This is a genomic window from Streptomyces jeddahensis (genome assembly GCF_001642995.1).
Classification (GTDB): domain Bacteria; phylum Actinomycetota; class Actinomycetes; order Streptomycetales; family Streptomycetaceae; genus Streptomyces; species Streptomyces jeddahensis.
This window is the reverse complement of record NZ_LOHS01000116.1, coordinates 17875-36097: the sequence shown is the minus strand read 5'-3', so window position 1 is coordinate 36097 and position 18223 is coordinate 17875. Positions and strand designations below refer to the sequence as shown.

Genomic DNA, 18223 nt, shown 5'->3' with positions numbered 1-18223 from the left:
CCGCATCGCCCGATGGCCGCCACCGCATCAGGTGCCGACGCCTTGCCGTCGGGTTCGGAACCTGGCACCCGGTACCGCCCGCGTGCCGGGCTCGGGCACAGCGCCGAGGGACACCTCCACCGTCTGACGGGTGGACCAGCCGGTCTTCAGGAAGGTGGCGAGACCCACGTACTGCAGCGCGGTGCACACGTACAGGTTCACCAGCGTCGCGATCGGCGCCATCGCGAAGGCCGTCAGCTGCTGCACGCGGGTCTGGTCGGGGCGCCGGACGATGAGGTACCGCATGGAGCGGACATAGGACAGCAGCGCCAGATATCCGAGGAACGGCAGCACGAGCCCGCCGGCCTCGGACGTGTGGACGATCACCACCACAGGAAGCGCGTAGGAGTTCAGGACGAAGCAGGCGAACTGCCACATCACCAGCCACCACCCGGGCTTGGACAGCGGACACGTGCGGATGAGCCAGGCGCCGCCCCAGAAGAACGACCGCCACCACCGGACGCGTTGCCGGGTCAGATGGGACAGGTTGTCGGGCAGCAGTGTGTAGGCCACCGACCCCTCCTGAATCACCGTCCGCCCCTCCAGCAGGGAGTAGCCGGTCAGCATCCGGTCGTCGCCCGTGCAGACGGGCCGTCCGCACACGGTCTGCGCGACGTATGCGTGCTGGTACTTCCGCACGACGTCGGCGCGGTAGAACGCCAGTCCCCCGCAGTTCACGACCACGGAGCCGAGGCGGGACGTGGAGGAGCGGCCGTTGAGGAACGACAACACGTACGACAGGTCCACCAGCCGCGTCAGCAGGTTCTGCGCGTGGTTGAGCCCCACGAGCAGCCCGGCCACGCTGGTGGTGTCGGCGCGTGAGAACGGTGCGATGCCCTCGCGGATGGCGTGCGGGTCCAGGACGGTGTCGGAGTCCAGCGTGCAGAAGATGTCCGCCTCCGGGTCGGCGTCGAACGCCACCGCCTGGGCCCGGCGCTTGCCCACCCGGCCGGTGGCGTCGTACCGCGCCTCCAGGCCCGCCGGGGCGGTCCGGACCCAGTCGTCGAACACACTCCGGCAGTCGCTGTCGGTGGAGCCGTTGTCGACGATGTGGAGGCGCTGCGGGAGCCGCGACTGGCGGGCCACGCTCTCCAGGAGCGCGCGGAACGTCTTGGGGTCCTCGTTGAAGACGGGCACCACCACCGTGACCCGGCGGTGGTCCATCAGCCGGGCCTGCCCGGCTGTGAGCCTGACATCGCGATGTGCGTACGCCGCGATCAGGGTGAAGGCCAGCCAGCAGAAGGCGAAGGCGTCGATCGCGACCAGACGCGACGGCTCGTGCACGACCCGGGTGAGGTGGTGGTGCGCGTAGGCGGTCAGGGCCGCGGCGCTGACGAGCGAGAACGCCAGGCAGCGCCGACGGCCGGTCTGATCGGCACAGGCGAGAGCGAAACGATTCTTCATCGATATGCGCGAACCGCTTCCCCAGTTCTCCGGGGCAGGCGGCTGGAGAGACGAAGGCCGATGGCGCCGACGAGGACGACGCCGACGCCGATCGCCATCTGCCACAGCGGCGTGAAGGTCACGCCGCCGATGACGAGGGCTGCCGGCCCGGTGCGGGCGAGTTCGGATCCGTACATGCGATTCCTTCAAGGTGTCCGTGGTCACGTGGGTCGCTGCGGGCGCACGGGCGGCCAGCCGTCGGGCCCGGCAACCGTCAGCAGGATGGGCAGGGCCGCCTCGGTCATCGCAGGGACACGCCCGTTCCCCTGAGCGGACCATGTGTTTTTCCTTCGAATGGATGCCGGCCTCACTCTGCGATGCGCCTGCTTGCCGCCGGCTGGCCCCGCGTCGCCCCCGGTCGGCCTCCCGCCGGACGGACGCCCGCGGAGGCGTACCGCCGACGTGGAGACATCGTGCCGACACGCGTGGAGACGGGCCCGGCTGCGCCCGCGCCCCCTGAACGGCGGCTCGGCACACTGGATCCATGGCCGTGAACCGCAGCGCGGGACTCCTGCTGTACCGTCGCGCGCCCGAGGGTGTCGAGGTCCTGGTGGGGCACATGGGCGGGCCCTTCTGGGCGCGACGCGAGGCCGGGGCGTGGACCGTGCCGAAGGGGGAGCACGACGCCGACGAGCCGGCGTGGGACGCCGCTCGGCGGGAGTTCGAAGAGGAGCTCGGGGTGCCGCCGCCGGACGGCGCCGCCGTCCCGCTGGGCGAGGTCCGGCAGAGAGGCGGCAAGACCGTGACGGTCTGGGCCGTGGAAGGTGACATCGACCCCGCCGACGTGGTGCCGGGCACCTTCACGATGGAGTGGCCGAGGGGATCGGGGCGGGTGAGCACGTTCCCCGAGCTCGACCGGGTCGCTTGGCTCCCGCTCAGCCGGGCCCGGGAGGTCGTCGTCTCCGCTCAGACGGCGTTCCTGGACCGGCTCCCCGAGCACCTCGGCTCGGTCCACGGCTGAGGCGCCGCACGGCCCTCGCGGCGCCGGCGGCCGAGGGCCGCCACCAGGACAGGCATGACTGGACAGGCATGACGGGCCCCGCCCACGGGTACGCGGCGTTTCCCGGCGCATCCGCCGCCTTGCGACGCCGTACACGCCGGGCCAAGGTCGAAGCACCGCGCACAAGGAGGTGCCCGCCATGCCCATCGCTACCGTGAATCCGGCGGACGGCCAGACGCTCAAGACGTACGACGAGCTGAGCGCCGAGGAGATCGAGCGGCGGATCGCCAGGGCCGCCGCGGCCTTCCGCAGGTATCGCACCACCTCGTTCGCCGAGCGGGCCCGGCTGGTGCACCGCGCCGCCGACCTGCTCGAGGAGGACCAGCAGGACGTCGCGCGCACCATGACGACCGAGATGGGCAAGCCGGTGACGCAGGCGCGCGCGGAGGCCGCGAAGTGCGTGAAGGCGATGCGCTGGTACGCCGACCACGCGGAGGGCCTGCTCGCCGACGAGCACCCGGCTGGTACGGACGTGAAGGACTCCGGAGCAGTGCGCGCCCGGGTCCGCTACCGCCCGCTCGGAGTGATCCTCGCGGTGATGCCGTGGAACTTCCCGCTGTGGCAGGTGATCCGGTTCGCCGCGCCCGCGATCATGGCGGGCAACGTGGGCCTGCTCAAGCACGCGTCGAACGTGCCGGGGACAGCCCTTTATCTGGAGGACCTCTTCCGCAGGGCGGGCTTTCCCGAGGGCTGCTTCCAGACTCTGCTCATCGGATCCGGCGCCGTCGAGGGCATCCTGCGCGACCCCCGGGTGGCCGCCGCGACGCTCACCGGCAGCGAACCGGCGGGCCGCTCCGTCGCCTCGATCGCCGGCGACGAGGTGAAGAAGACGGTGCTGGAGCTGGGCGGCAGCGACCCGTTCGTCGTCATGCCGTCGGCGGACATCGAGGAGGCGGCGAAGACGGCGGTGCGCGCGCGGGCGCAGAACACCGGCCAGTCCTGCATCGCCGCCAAGCGGTTCATCGTCCACACGGACGTGTACGAGGCGTTCGCGGGCCGCTTCGCCGCCGGCATGCGCGCCCTGAAGGTCGGCGACCCGCTGGACGAGTCGACCGAGGTGGGACCGCTCTCCAGCGAGCAGGGCCGCAAGGACCTCGAGGAGATCGTCGACGACGCGGTGCGGCGCGGCGCGACGCTCCTGTGCGGCGGCCACCGCCCGGAGGGGCTCGCCGAGCGCGGCTGGTACTACTCCCCCACGGTGATCGCCGACATCACGCCCGGGATGCGCATCCACCGCGAGGAGACGTTCGGCCCGGTCGCCGCGCTCTACCGGGTGCCCGATCTGGAGGCGGCCGTGGAACTCGCCAACGACACGCCGTTCGGGCTCAGTTCGAACCTCTGGACGCGTGACGACGCAGAGGTGGACCGCTTCGTGCGGGACATCGAGGCGGGCGGTGTGTACGTCAACGGAATGACGGCCTCACACCCGGCGTTCCCGTTCGGCGGAGTCAAGCGCTCCGGCTACGGGCGCGAGTTGTCGGGTCACGGGATCCGCGAGTTCTGCAACATCACCACGGTGTGGCAGGGCGCCTGAGCACCAGCGGCCCGGCACTTGGGCCAACGCCCGGCGGCCGGTGGCCCGGCGCCCGAGCACCGCGTCGCCACCGGGTCGGACGCACGTGACACGGGCCTTCGGCAGGCCGCCCCGGCCGCGATCCGCTCCTGCGGCCGGGGCTCCGGTTACGATCCACAGGGGTCGCCGAGGCGGGCCGGCCGTTTTCCCGGCAGCCGGACGACCGCCCGGTCCAGCCGTACGCCCTCTCTGTGGGAGCCCCAGTGGGTCGTGAAGTGACAGTGCCTCTGATCGTCGACAGGCAGGGCGCTCTGCATGTGGCCGCCGCCGACGTGAGCAAGCTGCTGCGCACCCTGGGCGGGCAGTGGCTGCGCATGGTGCATGCCGGCAACGAGGCGCTCGACGAGGACACGGTGGCGGCACTCACGATCGAACTCGCCAAGCTCGCCGACCGCATCGACGTGGCGTGCATCGCGCACAGCAGTTCGGCCCCGGAGGCCCCAGGCGCCCGCCGCCCGCACCCGTAGGGCGCCCGCACCCGCTGGGACTGGCACTGCGTGCCTGCACCCGCACCAACGCCGCTGACCTGCGAAAACCTGACCGCCGAAGTCGACTCGGGCACCTCGGGCCGTGGCCCGCACGTCCCCGGTCTGGAGTAATCCGGCGCGAGATCCACGCCCGTCCGGGCCATCGTGGGATGAGCCGCCCTCAGCCGGGTGGCCCAATCCTCAGCCGGGGGGCGAGAGAAGGCGCAGGCTCATGGCGACTTTGTGCAGGCCCGCTGTGTCCGTTCCGGAACATGTCATCACCATGGAGGAGACGCTTGATCTGGCACGATCCCGCCACGCGGACCACCCACAGCTTCCGCTGGCGCTCAGACTCATCGAGAACACCGGGGTGCGTACCCGCCACCTGGTGCAGCCGATCGAGGAGACGCTGAAGCATCCCGGGTTCGAGGAGCGCAACAAGCTCTACCAGACCGAGGCGAAGGCACGGGTGCCCGAGGTCGTACGCCGGGCGCTGGACGACGCCGAGCTGAAGCCCCAGGACATCGACGTGATCATCTACGTCTCCTGCACCGGCTTCATGATGCCGTCGCTGACCGCGTGGATGATCAACACCATGGGGTTCCACAGCGACACCCGCCAGATACCCATAGCCCAGCTGGGCTGTGCCGCGGGCGGCGCGGCCATCAACAGGGCGCACGACTTCTGCACGGCGTACCCCGACGCCAACGCCCTCATCGTCGCCTGCGAGTTCTGCTCGCTGTGCTACCAGCCCACCGACCTCGGCGTCGGCTCGCTCCTGTCGAACGGCCTCTTCGGCGACGGCCTGGCCGCGGCCGTGGTGCGCGGCAGCGGCGGCACCGGGGTCCAGCTCGAGCGCAACGGCTCGTACCTCATCCCGGAGACGGAGGACTGGATCGCGTACGACGTGCGCGCCACGGGCTTCCACTTCCTGCTGGACAAGCGGGTGCCGACGACCATGGAGCCGCTCGCCCCCGCCCTCAAGGCGCTCGCGACAGCACACGGCTGGGACGCCTCGGACCTCGACTTCTACATCATCCACGCGGGCGGTCCGCGGATCCTCGACGACCTGTGCAAGTTCCTGCGGGTCCCGCCGGAGGCCTTCCGGTTCAGCCGCGCGACGCTCACGGAGTACGGGAACATCGCCAGCGCGGTCGTCCTGGACGCGCTGCGCAGGATGTTCGACGACGGCGGCGCGGACCACGGCGCCCGCGGTCTGCTCGCCGGTTTCGGTCCGGGCATCACGGCCGAGATGTCGGTGGGCAGCTGGACGGTCGCCCATCGCGAACCGGCGATGGAGGCAGCAGCCGTACGCATGGCATAGCCGGCTGACTGCCGTACGACGCAGGAAACGAAGAGTGCCCTGGTGCCGCGGCGCCCCGATCCGCGGCCGGGTAGCCCTGCCGGTCACCTGGTGAGGCATCGCTCGCAAGGAGCCCCATGTCAACGCTCACCCAGCCCGAAGGACACATACCGGCCGAGGACGGGGACGGAACCCATCCGTCCGACGACATGCCGGCGCCGCGAGCCGAGGGCCTGCTGGTGCCACCGGGCCAGGGCCGCACGGTCCGCACGCCTGCCCACCATGTGACGTTCAAGGTGACGGGGGCGCACTCCCGGATGGCATCCAGCTTCGAAGTGGTGGTCCCTCCGGGGTTCGACGTCGGCGCGCACGTCCACACGCGCAGCGAAGAGCTCTTCTACGTGCTCGAAGGCGAGCTGGACGTGCTCGCCTTCGAGCCGCTCGTGCGGACGCCCGACAACTGGCAGCGGTGGCAGTCGGCTTCGGGCAACCGGGTCGTGCGGGCCACGCCGGGCACGGTGATCGTCGTCCCGCCCGGCTGCCCGCACGCCTTCGCCAACCCCACCGACGCCCCAGCGAAGATGTTCTTCCAGGCGTCGCCGCCGCCCGATCACGAGCGGTACTTCGAGGAGCTCCTCGAGATCTTCGCCTCCGGCGGACCACCGGACCGCGCCGCGATCGCCGAGCTGCGCTCCCGCTACGACATCGAGCAGCTCACACCGCTGCGGCACGGCCCCTGACGGGCTGTCAGCACCCGTCGGCTCTCCGTGCTTAACGGGTAGGCAACCGGCAACTGACGCACCGGCAACAACCCGCTTCTACAAAGCGTTGAGCGTGTCCCGCGAAGTGGAAGTGATGGAGGAGTCGCCTGTGCCAGCCGATGCCGTGGAACCCGGCCGTGTCCGTGACCTGCTCGTCGACCGCATGGGACGGCGGGGCCTGCTACGGGCCGCGGCGGCCGTGACCACCCTCGGCGCCGGTGCCGCAGCGCCCCTCGCGCTCCCAAGCCAGGCGGCGGCCGCGCCGTCGGCCGGCCCCCACGTCTCGTATCCGAAGCAGATCCTGCAGCCCGGAAAGGGACCGGTGCACGGCACGCACTATCTGTCCGCCGACCCGGACCGGGTGCGCTGGGGCTATGTGCCCGCGCTCGACAGCGAGCCAGTGCTGCGCATGCGCTCCGGGGAGACGGTCACGGTCGACTCCGTCTCGCACGAAGGCCTCCTTGAGGACCAGGGCCGTGACCCGCTCGCCTGGTTCCGCGAGCGCGGGGTCGCCGCGGACCACGTGCTGCGCGACGCCGTGGCCATCGCCCGCGACTACGACCGCACCGACCGCGACTTCGACGCGGACGGCCCGCACGTCGTGCTCGGGCCGATCCAGGTCGAGGGCGCGGAGCCCGGCGACGTCCTCAAGGTGGAACCGCTGTCGCTACTGCCGCGCGTCCCGTACGGCGTCGTGTCGAGCCGCCACGGCAAGGGCGCGCTGAGCCGCAGGGCCGACGGCTCACCTGCCGACGGCATCACACTGGACGAGGTCATGCCCCCGGCCGCCACGGACGGACGGTCCACCGGCGATCCCGAACGCTATGGGAACGTCTCGGTGTTCACGCCCGTGCGGCGCGGCACCGGCGGGCAGGCGCACGGAGTGCTCCCGCTGGGCTCCACCGGCGAGGTCGCCTTCCCGCTCAACCCGCACATGGGCATGATGGGCGTCGCGTACGCCGCCGGGGACCGGCTCACGGCCCCGCAGCTCAACTCCATCCCGCCCACGCTCGGCGGCGGCAACATCGACATCCGGCTGCTCGGCGCCGACTCCGCCTTCTACCTGCCGGTCTTCGCGGAAGGCGCCCTCTTCTACACCGGTGATCCGCACTTCGCCATGGGCAACGGCGAGGTGGCCCTGACGGCCGTGGAGGGCTCGCTGCGGACCACCTTCCGGCTGACCGTGTGCAAGCCCGGCTCGGGCGACGCACCGTCGGTCGCCTACCGCTACCCGTTCGGCGAGACGCCCGACGCCTGGCTGCCCGTCGGGCTCTCGGACCCCGACGGGCCGGGCGGCGGCGCCCAGATCAGCGACCTCGACATCGCGATGCGCCGCGCGGTGGTCAACGCCCTGGACTTCCTCCAGGACGACCTGGGCATGGACCGGCCCACCGCCTACGCGTATCTGTCAGCCGCGGCCGACTTCGAGATCTCGCAGGTGGTGGACCGCACAGTGGGCGTGCACGGTGTGGTCCGCAAGAGCCACTTCGGTCGCTGACGCACAATCCACCGAGGTCAGTGCCTCAGCGGATCGGCATGCCCGCCAGCGTCCGCGCGATCACCAGGCGCTGGATCTCGCTCGTGCCCTCGAAGATGGTGTAAATCGCCGCGTCGCGGTGCATGCGCTCGACCGGGTACTCACGGGTGAAGCCGTTGCCGCCGAGGATCTGGATCGCCTGGGCCGTGACCTTCTTTGCGGTCTCGCTGGCGAACAGCTTCGACATGGAGCCCTCGGCCGCGGTGAACGGCTTGCCGTTCACGGCCATCCAGGACGCCCGCCACACCAGCAGCCGGGCCGCGTCGATCTGCGTACGCATGTCGGCGAGCTGGAAGGCGACGCCCTGGTTGTCGATGATCGGGCGGCCGAACTGCTCACGCGTCTTGGCGTACTCCAGTGCCTCCTCGTACGCGGCACGGGCCGTGCCGACGGCCATGGCGCCGACGGCCGGGCGGGACGCCTCGAAGGTGGCCATGGCGGCGTTCTTCACGCGCTCGCCGCCCGACTTCGCGCGCTCACGCGCGCGTGCCAGGCGCTCGTCCAGCTTGTCCTTGCCGCCGAGCAGGCAGCTGCCGGGGATGCGCACGTTCTCCAGGACGACCTCGGCGGTGTGCGAGGCGCGGATGCCGTGCTTCTTGAACTTCTGGCCCTGGGACAGGCCGGGGGTGTTCGGCGGGATGATGAAGGACGCGTGGCCCTTGGAGCCGAGCTCGGGGTCGACGACCGCGACGACGACGTGGACGTTGGCGATGCCGCCGTTGGTGGCCCACGTCTTCGTGCCGTTGATCACCCACTCGTCCTTGGCCTCGTCGTAGACGGCGCGGGTGCGCATCGAGGCGACGTCGGAGCCGGCGTCGGGCTCGGACGAGCAGAAGGCGGCGACCTTCACGTCGTCGGCGTCGCCGTACATCTGCGGGATCCAGGTGCCTATCTGCTCGTCGGTGCCGTTGGCGAGGACGCCGACGGCGGCCAGACCGGTGCCGACGATGGACAGGGCGATACCGGCATCGCCCCAGAAGAGCTCCTCCATGGCCATCGGGATGCCGAGGCCCGTGGGGTCGAAGTACTGCTGGGCGTAGAAGTCGAGGGAGTAGATGCCGACCTTGGCGGCCTCCTGGATGACCGGCCACGGGGTCTCTTCACGCTCGTCCCACTCGGCGGCCGCGGGGCGGATCACATCGGCGGCGAAGCCGTGCAGCCAGTCGCGGACCTCCTTCTGTTCGTCGTTGAGCTCCATGGTGAACTCGGCCATGACCCCTCCAGCAATGCCTTCTCAACATGTGTTACTTACGGTAACTCGAGTCTGTTACCGGCCGGTAGTGAATGTCAACTCCCGGCAGCCCGTTCGATGCGGACACCGCCTTGGGTGTTACTTTGCGCGTGCGCGACCGATCACACGGGCGGGGAGAGACGACATGGACACCACACAGCGGACCGAGCAGCAGCGCTCCGCCGAGCAGCGGCGGCGCGAGCTGCTGGAGGCGGCCGACCGCGTGGTGCTCCGCGACGGCCCCGGCGCCTCGATGAACGCCATCGCGGCCGAGGCGGGCATCACCAAGCCGATCCTCTACCGGCACTTCGGCGACAAGGGCGGCCTGTACGCGGCGCTCGCCAAGCGCCACACGGACGCGCTCCTGGACTCCCTGCGTGCCGCGCTGGACGCCCCCGCGGAGCGCCGCGAACGGGTTGAGGCGACGCTCGACACCTACCTCGCGGCGATCGAGTTGCGCCCCCAGGTGTACCGGTTCCTCATGCACCCGGCGGAAGGCAGCTCGGCGGGCGAGCCCGGCTTCGACGTGGGACGGCACTCCGCTCCCCTCCTGCGCCGGCTCGGCGAGGAGCTGGCCAAGGTCATCGCCGACCGCGTCGACCTCGGCCCCGAGAGCCAGCAGCTGGCACGTGTCTGGGGCCACGGCATCGTCGGCATGATGCACGCAGCAGGCGACTGGTGGCTCGGCGAACGCCCCTGCTCCCGTTCCGAACTGGTACGCAGCCTGGCGGACCTGCTCTGGGGCCGTCTGGCAGCGGTCGCGGACCGCGTAGGCGGCCCAGGCTTCTGAGGACCGTTGTGGGCAGTCGTTCCGCTGGGCTGGGGGCCCCTCCCAGCGGTAGCTGGGGGAGGGTGGGCACAACCCACGACGGCGGGTGCCCGTCAGACGGCCTCAGCGGGTACCAACCCGCCCCCATGGCGCCCGCGCCGCAGCCCGCAGCACGCGGCGCCGACGCCACCCCGTGACGCGGTCCGTGTACACACGCCCGTCAAGGTGATCGCACTCGTGCTGCAGGCACCGGGCGAAGAACCCCGTGCCATGCACACGCACCGGCTCCCCGACCATGTCGACGCCCTCCACCACGGCATGATCGAACCGCTCCGTCCCTGCCTCGAGCCCCGGCAGCGACAGACACCCCTCAGGCCCGCGCACCACGACGCCGTCCGCCTCCACCAGCCGCGGGTTCACCACATGCCCGAGATGACGGATGTCCTCGTCGTCCGGGCAGTCGTACACGAAGACGCGCAGCGCCTCGCCGACCTGGTTCGCGGCGAGACCCACGCCCCGGGCGGCGTACATGGTCGCGTACATGTCCTCGATCAGCCGCGCCAGCGAGGGGCCGAAGTCGGTGACCTCCTCGCAGGGCGCGTGCAGCACGGGGTCGCCGAGCAGGGTCATGGGCCTTACGCGCCCGGTGGCGCCCGGGATCTTGCCGTGTCGCATGGCCGCAAGGGTACGTTCCGTGCACGGCGTGAACGCCCCGGGGAGATCGAACAGGCCTCCGGCGCGGATCGGGTACGTTCCGTGGACGACGCGAACGGCGGTTCGGCGGGGCATGGGGTGAACGGCGGTTCGGCGATGCCGCCGTTCAGGCCGGTGAGCGGAGGTCGATAGGCTGAGGGCCACACTCTGCCCGGAGGCAGGCGTGGCGCAGTACCCAAGGAGGATCCAGAACGATGGCAGGCAACTCGGACCCGCTGTCACCGCGGGCCAAGCTGGCCGTGACGGCGGGCAAGGCTGTCGCGGCGGCATCGCGCGCCGCCGGGCGCGGCAGCGGTTCGGTGATCGGCGGCCGGGTGGCGCTCAAACTCGACCCCGACCTGCTCGGGGAGCTCGCCCAGCACCTGGATGTCGTCCTCGTGTCGGGCACCAACGGCAAGACGACCACCACCCGGCTCATCGCGGAGTCGCTGCGCGCCGCGGGCCCCGTGGTGTCGAACGCGCTGGGCGCGAACATGCCTGCCGGCATCACGTCGGCCCTCGCCGAGGGCTCGGAATCCCGCTTCGGCGTGATCGAGGTCGACGAGAAGTACCTCTCCGGAGTCGCCCGCGACGTCGAGCCCAAGGCCATCGCGCTGCTGAACCTCTCTCGCGACCAGCTGGACCGCGCCGCCGAGACCCGTATGCTCGCCGAGCACTGGCGCGAGGGCCTGGCCGGCTCGAAGGCCGTGGTCATCGCCAACGCCGACGACCCGCTGGTCGTGTGGGCCGCGTCCTCCTCGCCCAACGTGGTGTGGGTGGCCGCCGGGCAGATGTGGCTGGACGACGCCTGGTCGTGCCCGGCCTGCGGCGGCGTCATGCAGCGGCCCGGCGACGACTGGTTCTGCGGCCAGTGCGGTTTCCGCCGCCCCACGCCGAGCTGGGCTCTGTCGGGCGACCACGTCCTCGACCCGCACGGTTCCGCGTGGCCCATCCACCTCCAGCTGCCGGGCCGCGCCAACAAGGCCAACGCCACGACGTCGGCCGCGGTCGCCGCGGTCTTCGGCGTGCCGCCACAGGTCGCCCTCGAACGTATGTACCAGGTGCAGGCGGTGGCCGGCCGGTACGACGTCGTGAATTTCATGGGCCGCGAGCTCAGGCTGCTGCTCGCGAAGAACCCGGCGGGCTGGCTCGAGACGTTCTCGCTGATCGAGCAGCCCCCGACCCCGGTGATCCTGTCCGTCAACGCCCGCGCCGCCGACGGCACCGACACGTCCTGGCTCTGGGACGTCGACTACACCCGTCTCACCGGGCACCCGCTGTTCGTCATCGGCGACCGCAGGCTCGACCTCGCCGTACGCCTCGAGGTCGCGGGCCAGACGTTCCAGGTGTGCCAGTCCGTCGACGAGGCCGTGCAGTTGGCTCCGGCCGGCCGCATCGAGACCATCGCGAACTACACCGCGTTCCAGGACCTGCGCCGCCGCGTCGGCAACTGACCCCGGGTAAGGACGAATTGAGCATGAGCGACAACAGCCTGCGTCTGGTGTGGGTCTACCCGGACCTGCTCAGCACCTACGGCGACCAGGGCAACGCACTCGTCGTGGAGCGCCGGGCCCGGCAGCGCGGCCTGGACGTGACCCGCATCGACGTACGCAGCGACCAGCCGATCCCTACCTCCGGGGATATCTACCTCATCGGCGGCGGCGAGGACCGGCCACAGCGGCTCGCGGCCGAGCGGCTGCGCCGCGACGGCGGCCTGCACCGCGCGGTCGGCAACGGCGCGATCGTCTTCTCGGTGTGCGCCGGGTACCAGATCCTCGGCCACGAGTTCATCAACGACCTCGGCGAACGTGAGCCCGGTCTCGGCCTGCTCGACGTCGTGTCGACCCGCGGCGAGGGCGCGCGGTGCGTCGGCGACGTACTGGCCGACATCGACCCGCGGCTCGGCCTGCCGCAGCTGACCGGGTTCGAGAACCACCAGGGCATCACGCATCTCGGCCCGACGGCACGGCCGTTCGCGCAGGTCCGGCTCGGCAACGGCAACGGCACGGGCGACGGCAGCGAGGGCGCGTACAACGACACCGTCTTCGGCACGTACATGCACGGCCCGGTGCTGGCCCGCAACCCGCAGATCGCCGACCTGCTGCTGAAGCTCGCACTGGACGTGAACGCGCTGCCGCCGGTCGACGACCGGTGGTACGAGGCGCTGCGCGCCGAGCGCATCGCGGCCGCTCAGCAGCCCGCCTGACGGGCCTTCGGTACGGCGGCACGATGCGCCGCGGACATGGAGCGGACAGCCCGCCTGACGGGCTGTCCGCTCACTTGTGCAGGGCCGTCCAGCAGTCGGACGCACGGTTCGGCCGCACCCCCTTCCGCCGGTAGGGTGGCGGGGACACAGCCGGACAACGTGGTCCGGTCCTCGGCCCACGTAGTAAAGGTATTTCGGGCAAATGCGCATTGGTGTCCTCACCTCCGGCGGCGACTGCCCCGGTCTGAACGCCGTCATCAGGTCCGTCGTGCACCGTGCCGTCGTCGACCACGGCGACGAGGTCATCGGCTTCCGCGACGGCTGGAAGGGCCTGCTCGAGTGCGACTACCTCAAGCTGGACCTGGACGCGGTCAGCGGCATCCTGGCCCGCGGCGGCACGATCCTCGGCTCGTCCCGTGTGCGCCCCGAGCATCTGCGCGACGGCGTGGAGCGGGCGAAGGGCCATGTCGCGGAGCTGGGTCTTGACGCGATCATCCCGATCGGCGGCGAGGGCACGCTGAAGGCGGCCCGGCTCCTTTCGGACAACGGCCTGCCCATCGTCGGCGTGCCGAAGACCATCGACAACGACATCGCCGCCACGGACGTCACCTTCGGCTTCGACACCGCCGTGGGGGTCGCCACCGAGGCGCTGGACCGGCTCAAGACCACCGCCGAGTCCCACCAGCGGGTCCTGATCGTCGAGGTCATGGGCCGGCACACCGGCTGGATCGCCCTGAACTCGGGCATGGCGGCCGGTGCGCACGCCATCGTCGTGCCGGAGCGGCCCTTCGACATCGAGGAGCTGACGCAGAAGGTCGGCGAGCGGTTCTCCGCGGGCAAGCGGTTCGCCATCGTCGTCGCCGCCGAGGGCGCCAAGCCGCGCCCGGGCAGCATGGAGTTCGACGAGGGCGGCAAGGACATCTACGGCCACGAGCGGTTCGCGGGCATCGCCCGGCAGCTCTCCATCGAGCTGGAGGAGCGCCTCGGCAAGGAGGCCCGCCCGGTGATCCTGGGCCACGTCCAGCGCGGCGGCACCCCCACCGCGTACGACCGCGTCCTGGCCACCCGCTTCGGCTGGCACGCGGTAGAGGCGGTGCACCGCGGCGAGTTCGGCATGATGACGGCGCTGCGCGGGACCGACATCACGATGGTGTCCCTCGCCGAGGCGGTGGAGACGCTCAAGACCGTCCCGCCGCACCGGTACGACGAGGCGGAGTGCGTGCTGTAGCACACCAGGGACACGTCCCGTACGACACCCCCGTACATTCGGGGAACTGCCCCCGGCCGTGGAGACGGCCGGGGGCAGTTCTACTCTGGTGCGGACAGACAGCGCAAAACCCCTCCCCTGGTGCCTGCACGGACCTGGGAGGCCCCCACGAATCAGGAGCCGGTGCATGGATCACAGCGGGCACGGCATGACGATGGATCTGCCGCCGTTCACGCTGGCGAGAGCCCTCGAGTGGTCCGCGGACCCGTTCTTCCTCATCGGCTGCCTGGTGGCGCTGGCCCTGTACGGCTGGGGGGCGCTGCGCCTCGTACGGCGCGGTGACGGCTGGCCGGCCGGCCGGACCGTGGCCTTCACCGTCGGTGTGCTGAGCATGATGCTCATGACGTGCACCAGGCTCAATGACTACGGCATGGTCATGTTCAGCGCCCACATGGTGCAGCACATGGTGATCAGCATGCTGTCGCCGATCCTGCTGCTCCTGGGTGCGCCGATCACGCTGGCACTGCGGGCCCTGCCGGTCGCGGCACGCGGCAGCAAGGGCCCGCGCGAGCTGCTGCTGATGCTGCTGCACAGCCGGTACATGCGGATCATCACGCACCCGGCGTTCACGATCCCGCTGTTCATCGCGAGCCTGTACGCGCTGTACTTCACGCCGATCTTCGACTTCCTGATGGGCTCCAAGCCGGGGCACATCGCGATGATGGTCCACTTCCTCATGGTCGGCCTGGTGTTCTTCTGGCCGATCATGGGCGTCGATCCGGGGCCGCACCGTCCGGGCTATGTGATGCGCATGCTGGAGCTGTTCGCGGGCATGCCGTTCCACGCGTTCTTCGGCATCGCACTGATGATGGCGTCCACGCCGATGATCTCCACATACGAGAACCCGCCCGCCTCGCTGGGGATCGACGCGCTCAGCGACCAGACCTGGGCGGGCGGCATCGCATGGGCGTTCAGTGAGATTCCGTCCGTCCTCGTGCTGATCGCGCTGCTGTTCCAGTGGCAGCGCTCCGAGGAGCGGCAGGCGCGCCGCAAGGACCGCGCCGCGGACCGCGACGGCGACAAGGAGCTCGAGGAGTACAACGCCTATCTGGCGTCCCTCAACGCACGCGGCCGCTGACGCCCTCCGGCCCCGGCCCTGCTCCTCGCGGCGCCTTCTCCCTGCGGCACGTGTGCCGCGATGGGTCCACCTGCGGCGCGACACCGGCACTATGGAGGGGAAGGACCGTTGAACCGGCCGACCCTGGCGGACAGCGCCCGGCCGGGCGAGGATGGCGCAAGGCCACGGCCCGCGCGGCGGGCCCGCCACGAGGAGGGTGTTGCGATGCCCGGTTCCACGAAGGTCATGGGGGTGCTCACCGTCGGAGGTCTGGTCGTCGTGACGGCCTACACGGTGGCGCTGGGAAGCAGCGGCTGGCTGTGGTTCGGCTGGGTCGTGATCGGCCTGATCACCTTGGCGATGGCGGTGTCGCGCAGCACCTGACGGACGCCGCATGTCGCGGCAGCACCCGACGGACGCCGGGTGCTGCGCGGCGGTACGTAAGGCCCTGCCCCGGGAGCGGCGGCAGGGGGCCGGGGCCGGTACCTCAGAAGCGGAAGACGTACCCGGTTGCGGCTTCCATCGCACACGCGTTGGGGAACGTCTTCTTCCAGGTCAGGACACGGCCCTGGTAGACGCCGGTGGCCGACACGGTGACCGGCGAGTACCGATGGGTGCAGATGCGCCTCTCGACGGGCAGCGCACCGAGGTCGCCTTTCGCGGCGTCAAGAGCGGCACAGGCCTGGGCCCCGTACGGGTGATGACCCGCCACCACTCTGGGCGCACAGCGCAGCAGCACCCCGCGGATCCAGGTGTCGCTGTCCCCGGAGACGCTCAGGAACAGGCGGCTCTGCGCCTTGGGGGGCGTGCCGGGGCCCGGCACGGGGGCTGCCGTGGCAGGAGCGGCCGACGCGAGCGCGATCAGGGCCGTGGCAGCGATGGCGAGGGGGCGCATGAGGACCTCCTGGGGTTGCGAGGGCACGGGGCCGTCACAGGTTTCGGCGTTCTGCAGGAGGCCAAGAGCACAGCCCGTCCCCGCCCGGGCCAAGGGAACACGCCGGGCCTGTCGCCCGGGCGAGCACCTCGTCTACGCCGAATGGCGGCTCCGGCGGGCGTCTGCGGCAGCCTCCTGTCCTGTCATCCCTGGCCTCCCGGGGCTGGGTGATGATGGCCGTCGGCCTCATGGCTGCCGCGCTGTTCGGCTTCGGCGTGACGGGCTGGTACGACCGCAAGGCCTTCCCTCAGGGCCGTCGCCGAGCCTCTGTGCGGCCTTCAGACGTCCGCTCGGCCGTACGCGGCGCCGGACCTCGCCCCGGCACACGCTGGAAACCGATCGGTTTTCATTTGGTCTGAATCGAGTTAACCTCGCAGCATGACCACCGAAGTGAAGCCAAGCCCCAGAGAGCGGCTGCTGGAGGCGGCGGCCACGCTCACCTATCGAGACGGTGTCGGCATCGGCGTCGAGGCGCTGTGCAAGGCGGCGGGGGTGTCGAAGCGCTCCCTGTACCAGCTGTTCGAGAGCAAGGACGAACTGCTGGCAGCGAGCCTGGAGGAGCGCGCCTCCGCCTTCGTGGCGACGCTCCTGCCCGCGGCGGACGATGACCGTTCACCCCGCGAGCGAATCCTGCACGTCTTCGAGCAGGTGGAGTTGCAGTCAGTTGCGCCCGAGTTCCGAGGCTGCCGGTACCTGGCTGTTCAGATCGAGCTCAAGGATCAGAGCCACCCTGCCAGCCGGGTGGCTCACCAGATCAAGGCGAACCTGACGGCGTTTTTCCGTTCCGAGGCCGAACAGGGTGGCGCGAGCGATCCCGACCTGCTGGCCCGGCAACTCAGCCTGGTCTTCGACGGCGCCAGCGCCCGCGCGGGGATCCAGGCCGACACCCTGGCCGGGCTCATCGCGCCCACGGTGGCCACCCTGCTCGATGCGGCAGGCATGCGCTGACATTTTTCCCCCCGCATAGCGCGGCCCACGCCATCGGTCACGACCCGACGTAACCCGCACCGTTAAAGAGGCCTGTCACCCCGCCAGCCGGGCCTTCCAGACCTCTTCGCTGGGCCATTGCCGGGCCCAGTCGGCAGGAACTTCGGCGTAGTCCCGGTTTGTGGGCTGGGGTGCCTGGATTTCAATCAGGTCTTCCACGACGAAGCCGCAGGACCGAAGCAGACGAAGCATCTCGCCATGCGGCAGGACGAACTCCACGTGATTCCCCCAGTCCAGCTGAGTCAGGCCGAACTGTCCGCGGGAGAGAGTGTTGGATACTGGCCCCTCGGGCGGTACGCAGAGCGCGAACAGCGGTGAGTAGCGCATGAACACCAGATGGCCCCCAGGAACGAGAAGCCGGGCCGCCTCCGGGATCCACTGATAGGGGTCGCACCACAACGAGGCGCCATACTCGCTGATCGCCAAGTCGAACGTGTTGTCGTCGTAGGGCACCTTCTCAGCCTTGCCCAGGACGAGGGGGAAGTCGATGCCGAACTCCGCCTGCATCGCGCGAGCAGTGGCGAGCTGCTTCTCCGAGAGGTCGATACCGATCGGGTGGGCCCCTGCTCTGGCCAGCCAAGCTGAAACGTAGGCAGTACCACAGCCCAGCTCAATGGTGCGCATCCCGGCTATGCCATCGGGAAGCAGGGAGACCCGGGACTCAGGGGTGGCCCATAAGCCCCAGCGCGGTTCCGCCTGTGACCAGTGATCGCGGGCGAGCGGCCCGTGCCACGCAGCCGCCTCATTATCCCAATAGCGCCGGTTCTGCTCCACATGGTTCGCACGGCCGTCATGAGCAGTCATGGAGGCATTCGATCGGAGAAGTAGGTGCCCCCGCAACGGAATTACACCTCAACCGTCTCCGTCGAAAACGAGCGGCTGCACCGGCGATCGGGTCAGCCAGCCGGGAGGGCGCTACCCCGCTCCACCGACCTGACGCACCATCACAAAGGTCA

General features: G+C 70.5%; 19 protein-coding genes. 13 read left to right on the top strand and 6 right to left on the bottom strand.

Annotation, left to right across the window (positions count from 1 at the left end; all coding sequences use genetic code 11):
- Positions 1–27 precede the first annotated feature (27 nt).
- On the bottom strand, positions 28–1443 hold the full coding sequence (locus STSP_RS27675) for a glycosyltransferase (protein WP_067283478.1): 1416 nt from the start codon (positions 1441–1443) through the stop codon (positions 28–30).
- Positions 1440–1619: a hypothetical protein gene (locus STSP_RS39765; RefSeq protein ID WP_067283477.1), complete on the bottom strand. Its 180-nt coding sequence runs from the start codon at positions 1617–1619 to the stop codon at positions 1440–1442. Before STSP_RS39765 ends, STSP_RS27675 begins: the two co-directional genes overlap by 4 nt.
- 347 nt (positions 1620–1966) lie before the next feature.
- Between STSP_RS39765 and STSP_RS27665 the strand changes: the two genes are divergently transcribed.
- From STSP_RS27665 to STSP_RS27640, 6 genes are all read left to right on the top strand, one after another.
- Complete coding sequence (locus tag STSP_RS27665) at positions 1967–2443, top strand: NUDIX domain-containing protein (RefSeq protein ID WP_067283476.1); 477 nt, start codon at positions 1967–1969, stop codon at positions 2441–2443.
- A 178-nt stretch (positions 2444–2621) separates the two neighbouring features.
- Entirely contained in the window at positions 2622–4016 is a 1395-nt protein-coding gene (locus STSP_RS27660) for an NADP-dependent succinic semialdehyde dehydrogenase (protein WP_067283475.1), read from the top strand.
- Between the two features lie 242 nt (positions 4017–4258).
- Complete coding sequence (locus tag STSP_RS27655; RefSeq protein WP_078067559.1) at positions 4259–4522, top strand: DUF6213 family protein; 264 nt, start codon at positions 4259–4261, stop codon at positions 4520–4522.
- 232 nt (positions 4523–4754) lie between these two features.
- Positions 4755–5846, top strand: a complete 1092-nt coding sequence (locus STSP_RS27650; RefSeq protein ID WP_067283473.1) for a type III polyketide synthase — start codon at positions 4755–4757, stop codon at positions 5844–5846.
- A gap of 188 nt (positions 5847–6034) precedes the next feature.
- Positions 6035–6565 (top strand): cupin domain-containing protein, encoded by a 531-nt coding sequence (locus tag STSP_RS27645; protein WP_067283551.1) that lies wholly within the window; start codon positions 6035–6037, stop codon positions 6563–6565.
- 130 nt (positions 6566–6695) lie between these two features.
- Positions 6696–8084, top strand: a complete 1389-nt coding sequence (locus tag STSP_RS27640) for an acetamidase/formamidase family protein (protein WP_232789816.1) — start codon at positions 6696–6698, stop codon at positions 8082–8084.
- Between the two features lie 25 nt (positions 8085–8109).
- Here STSP_RS27640 and STSP_RS27635 read toward each other — a convergent pair whose 3' ends face one another.
- Positions 8110–9336: an acyl-CoA dehydrogenase family protein gene (locus tag STSP_RS27635; RefSeq protein ID WP_067283472.1), complete on the bottom strand. Its 1227-nt coding sequence runs from the start codon at positions 9334–9336 to the stop codon at positions 8110–8112.
- A gap of 163 nt (positions 9337–9499) precedes the next feature.
- Between STSP_RS27635 and STSP_RS27630 the strand changes: the two genes are divergently transcribed.
- A complete protein-coding gene (locus STSP_RS27630) occupies positions 9500–10144 on the top strand; it encodes a TetR family transcriptional regulator (protein WP_067283471.1) in 645 nt (214 codons plus the stop codon).
- Positions 10145–10246: 102 nt separating this feature from the next.
- Here the strand turns inward: STSP_RS27630 and def are convergent, their stop codons facing one another.
- Positions 10247–10798, bottom strand: coding sequence for a peptide deformylase (def, locus tag STSP_RS27625; protein WP_067283549.1), 552 nt, complete (start codon positions 10796–10798; stop codon positions 10247–10249).
- A 233-nt stretch (positions 10799–11031) separates the two neighbouring features.
- On the opposite strand from def, the gene STSP_RS27620 reads away from it, so the two are divergent.
- The 5 genes from STSP_RS27620 to STSP_RS38705 all read left to right on the top strand — a co-directional run bounded on the left by STSP_RS27620 (position 11032) and on the right by STSP_RS38705 (position 15730).
- Positions 11032–12270 (top strand): MurT ligase domain-containing protein, encoded by a 1239-nt coding sequence (locus STSP_RS27620; protein WP_067283469.1) that lies wholly within the window; start codon positions 11032–11034, stop codon positions 12268–12270.
- 23 nt (positions 12271–12293) lie between these two features.
- Positions 12294–13022, top strand: coding sequence for a type 1 glutamine amidotransferase (locus STSP_RS27615; protein WP_067283467.1), 729 nt, complete (start codon positions 12294–12296; stop codon positions 13020–13022).
- A gap of 202 nt (positions 13023–13224) precedes the next feature.
- Positions 13225–14250: a 6-phosphofructokinase gene (locus tag STSP_RS27610; RefSeq protein ID WP_067283466.1), complete on the top strand. Its 1026-nt coding sequence runs from the start codon at positions 13225–13227 to the stop codon at positions 14248–14250.
- Positions 14251–14416: 166 nt separating this feature from the next.
- Positions 14417–15367: a cytochrome c oxidase assembly protein gene (locus STSP_RS27605; protein ID WP_067283464.1), complete on the top strand. Its 951-nt coding sequence runs from the start codon at positions 14417–14419 to the stop codon at positions 15365–15367.
- 204 nt (positions 15368–15571) lie between these two features.
- Positions 15572–15730 carry a hypothetical protein gene (locus STSP_RS38705; RefSeq protein ID WP_107441415.1) on the top strand — a complete coding sequence of 53 codons (159 nt, stop codon included), beginning with the start codon at positions 15572–15574 and terminating at the stop codon, positions 15728–15730.
- A gap of 103 nt (positions 15731–15833) precedes the next feature.
- On the opposite strand, the gene STSP_RS27600 is transcribed toward STSP_RS38705, so the two are convergent.
- Positions 15834–16241, bottom strand: coding sequence for an SSI family serine proteinase inhibitor (locus STSP_RS27600; protein WP_067283462.1), 408 nt, complete (start codon positions 16239–16241; stop codon positions 15834–15836).
- Positions 16242–16658: 417 nt separating this feature from the next.
- Between STSP_RS27600 and STSP_RS27595 the strand changes: the two genes are divergently transcribed.
- Complete coding sequence (locus tag STSP_RS27595) at positions 16659–17228, top strand: TetR/AcrR family transcriptional regulator (RefSeq protein WP_067283460.1); 570 nt, start codon at positions 16659–16661, stop codon at positions 17226–17228.
- Positions 17229–17303: 75 nt separating this feature from the next.
- Here STSP_RS27595 and STSP_RS27590 read toward each other — a convergent pair whose 3' ends face one another.
- Complete coding sequence (locus STSP_RS27590; RefSeq protein ID WP_067283459.1) at positions 17304–18071, bottom strand: class I SAM-dependent methyltransferase; 768 nt, start codon at positions 18069–18071, stop codon at positions 17304–17306.
- Positions 18072–18223: the final 152 nt, after the last annotated feature.

Bases quoted from the DNA above. Each gene is read 5' to 3' on its own strand.
- STSP_RS27675 (WP_067283478.1), bottom strand. From the start codon at position 1,443: ATGAAGAATCGTTTCGCTCTCGCCTGTGCCGATCAGACCGGCCGTCGG.
- STSP_RS39765 (WP_067283477.1), bottom strand. From the start codon at position 1,619: ATGTACGGATCCGAACTCGCCCGCACCGGGCCGGCAGCCCTCGTCATC.
- STSP_RS27665 (WP_067283476.1), top strand. From the start codon at position 1,967: ATGGCCGTGAACCGCAGCGCGGGACTCCTGCTGTACCGTCGCGCGCCC.
- STSP_RS27660 (WP_067283475.1), top strand. From the start codon at position 2,622: ATGCCCATCGCTACCGTGAATCCGGCGGACGGCCAGACGCTCAAGACG.
- STSP_RS27650 (WP_067283473.1), top strand. From the start codon at position 4,755: ATGGCGACTTTGTGCAGGCCCGCTGTGTCCGTTCCGGAACATGTCATC.
- STSP_RS27645 (WP_067283551.1), top strand. From the start codon at position 6,035: ATGCCGGCGCCGCGAGCCGAGGGCCTGCTGGTGCCACCGGGCCAGGGC.
- STSP_RS27635 (WP_067283472.1), bottom strand. From the start codon at position 9,336: ATGGCCGAGTTCACCATGGAGCTCAACGACGAACAGAAGGAGGTCCGC.
- STSP_RS27630 (WP_067283471.1), top strand. From the start codon at position 9,500: ATGGACACCACACAGCGGACCGAGCAGCAGCGCTCCGCCGAGCAGCGG.
- def (WP_067283549.1), bottom strand. From the start codon at position 10,798: ATGCGACACGGCAAGATCCCGGGCGCCACCGGGCGCGTAAGGCCCATG.
- STSP_RS27620 (WP_067283469.1), top strand. From the start codon at position 11,032: ATGGCAGGCAACTCGGACCCGCTGTCACCGCGGGCCAAGCTGGCCGTG.
- STSP_RS27615 (WP_067283467.1), top strand. From the start codon at position 12,294: ATGAGCGACAACAGCCTGCGTCTGGTGTGGGTCTACCCGGACCTGCTC.
- STSP_RS27610 (WP_067283466.1), top strand. From the start codon at position 13,225: ATGCGCATTGGTGTCCTCACCTCCGGCGGCGACTGCCCCGGTCTGAAC.
- STSP_RS27605 (WP_067283464.1), top strand. From the start codon at position 14,417: ATGGATCACAGCGGGCACGGCATGACGATGGATCTGCCGCCGTTCACG.
- STSP_RS38705 (WP_107441415.1), top strand. From the start codon at position 15,572: ATGCCCGGTTCCACGAAGGTCATGGGGGTGCTCACCGTCGGAGGTCTG.
- STSP_RS27600 (WP_067283462.1), bottom strand. From the start codon at position 16,241: ATGCGCCCCCTCGCCATCGCTGCCACGGCCCTGATCGCGCTCGCGTCG.
- STSP_RS27595 (WP_067283460.1), top strand. From the start codon at position 16,659: ATGACCACCGAAGTGAAGCCAAGCCCCAGAGAGCGGCTGCTGGAGGCG.
- STSP_RS27590 (WP_067283459.1), bottom strand. From the start codon at position 18,071: ATGACTGCTCATGACGGCCGTGCGAACCATGTGGAGCAGAACCGGCGC.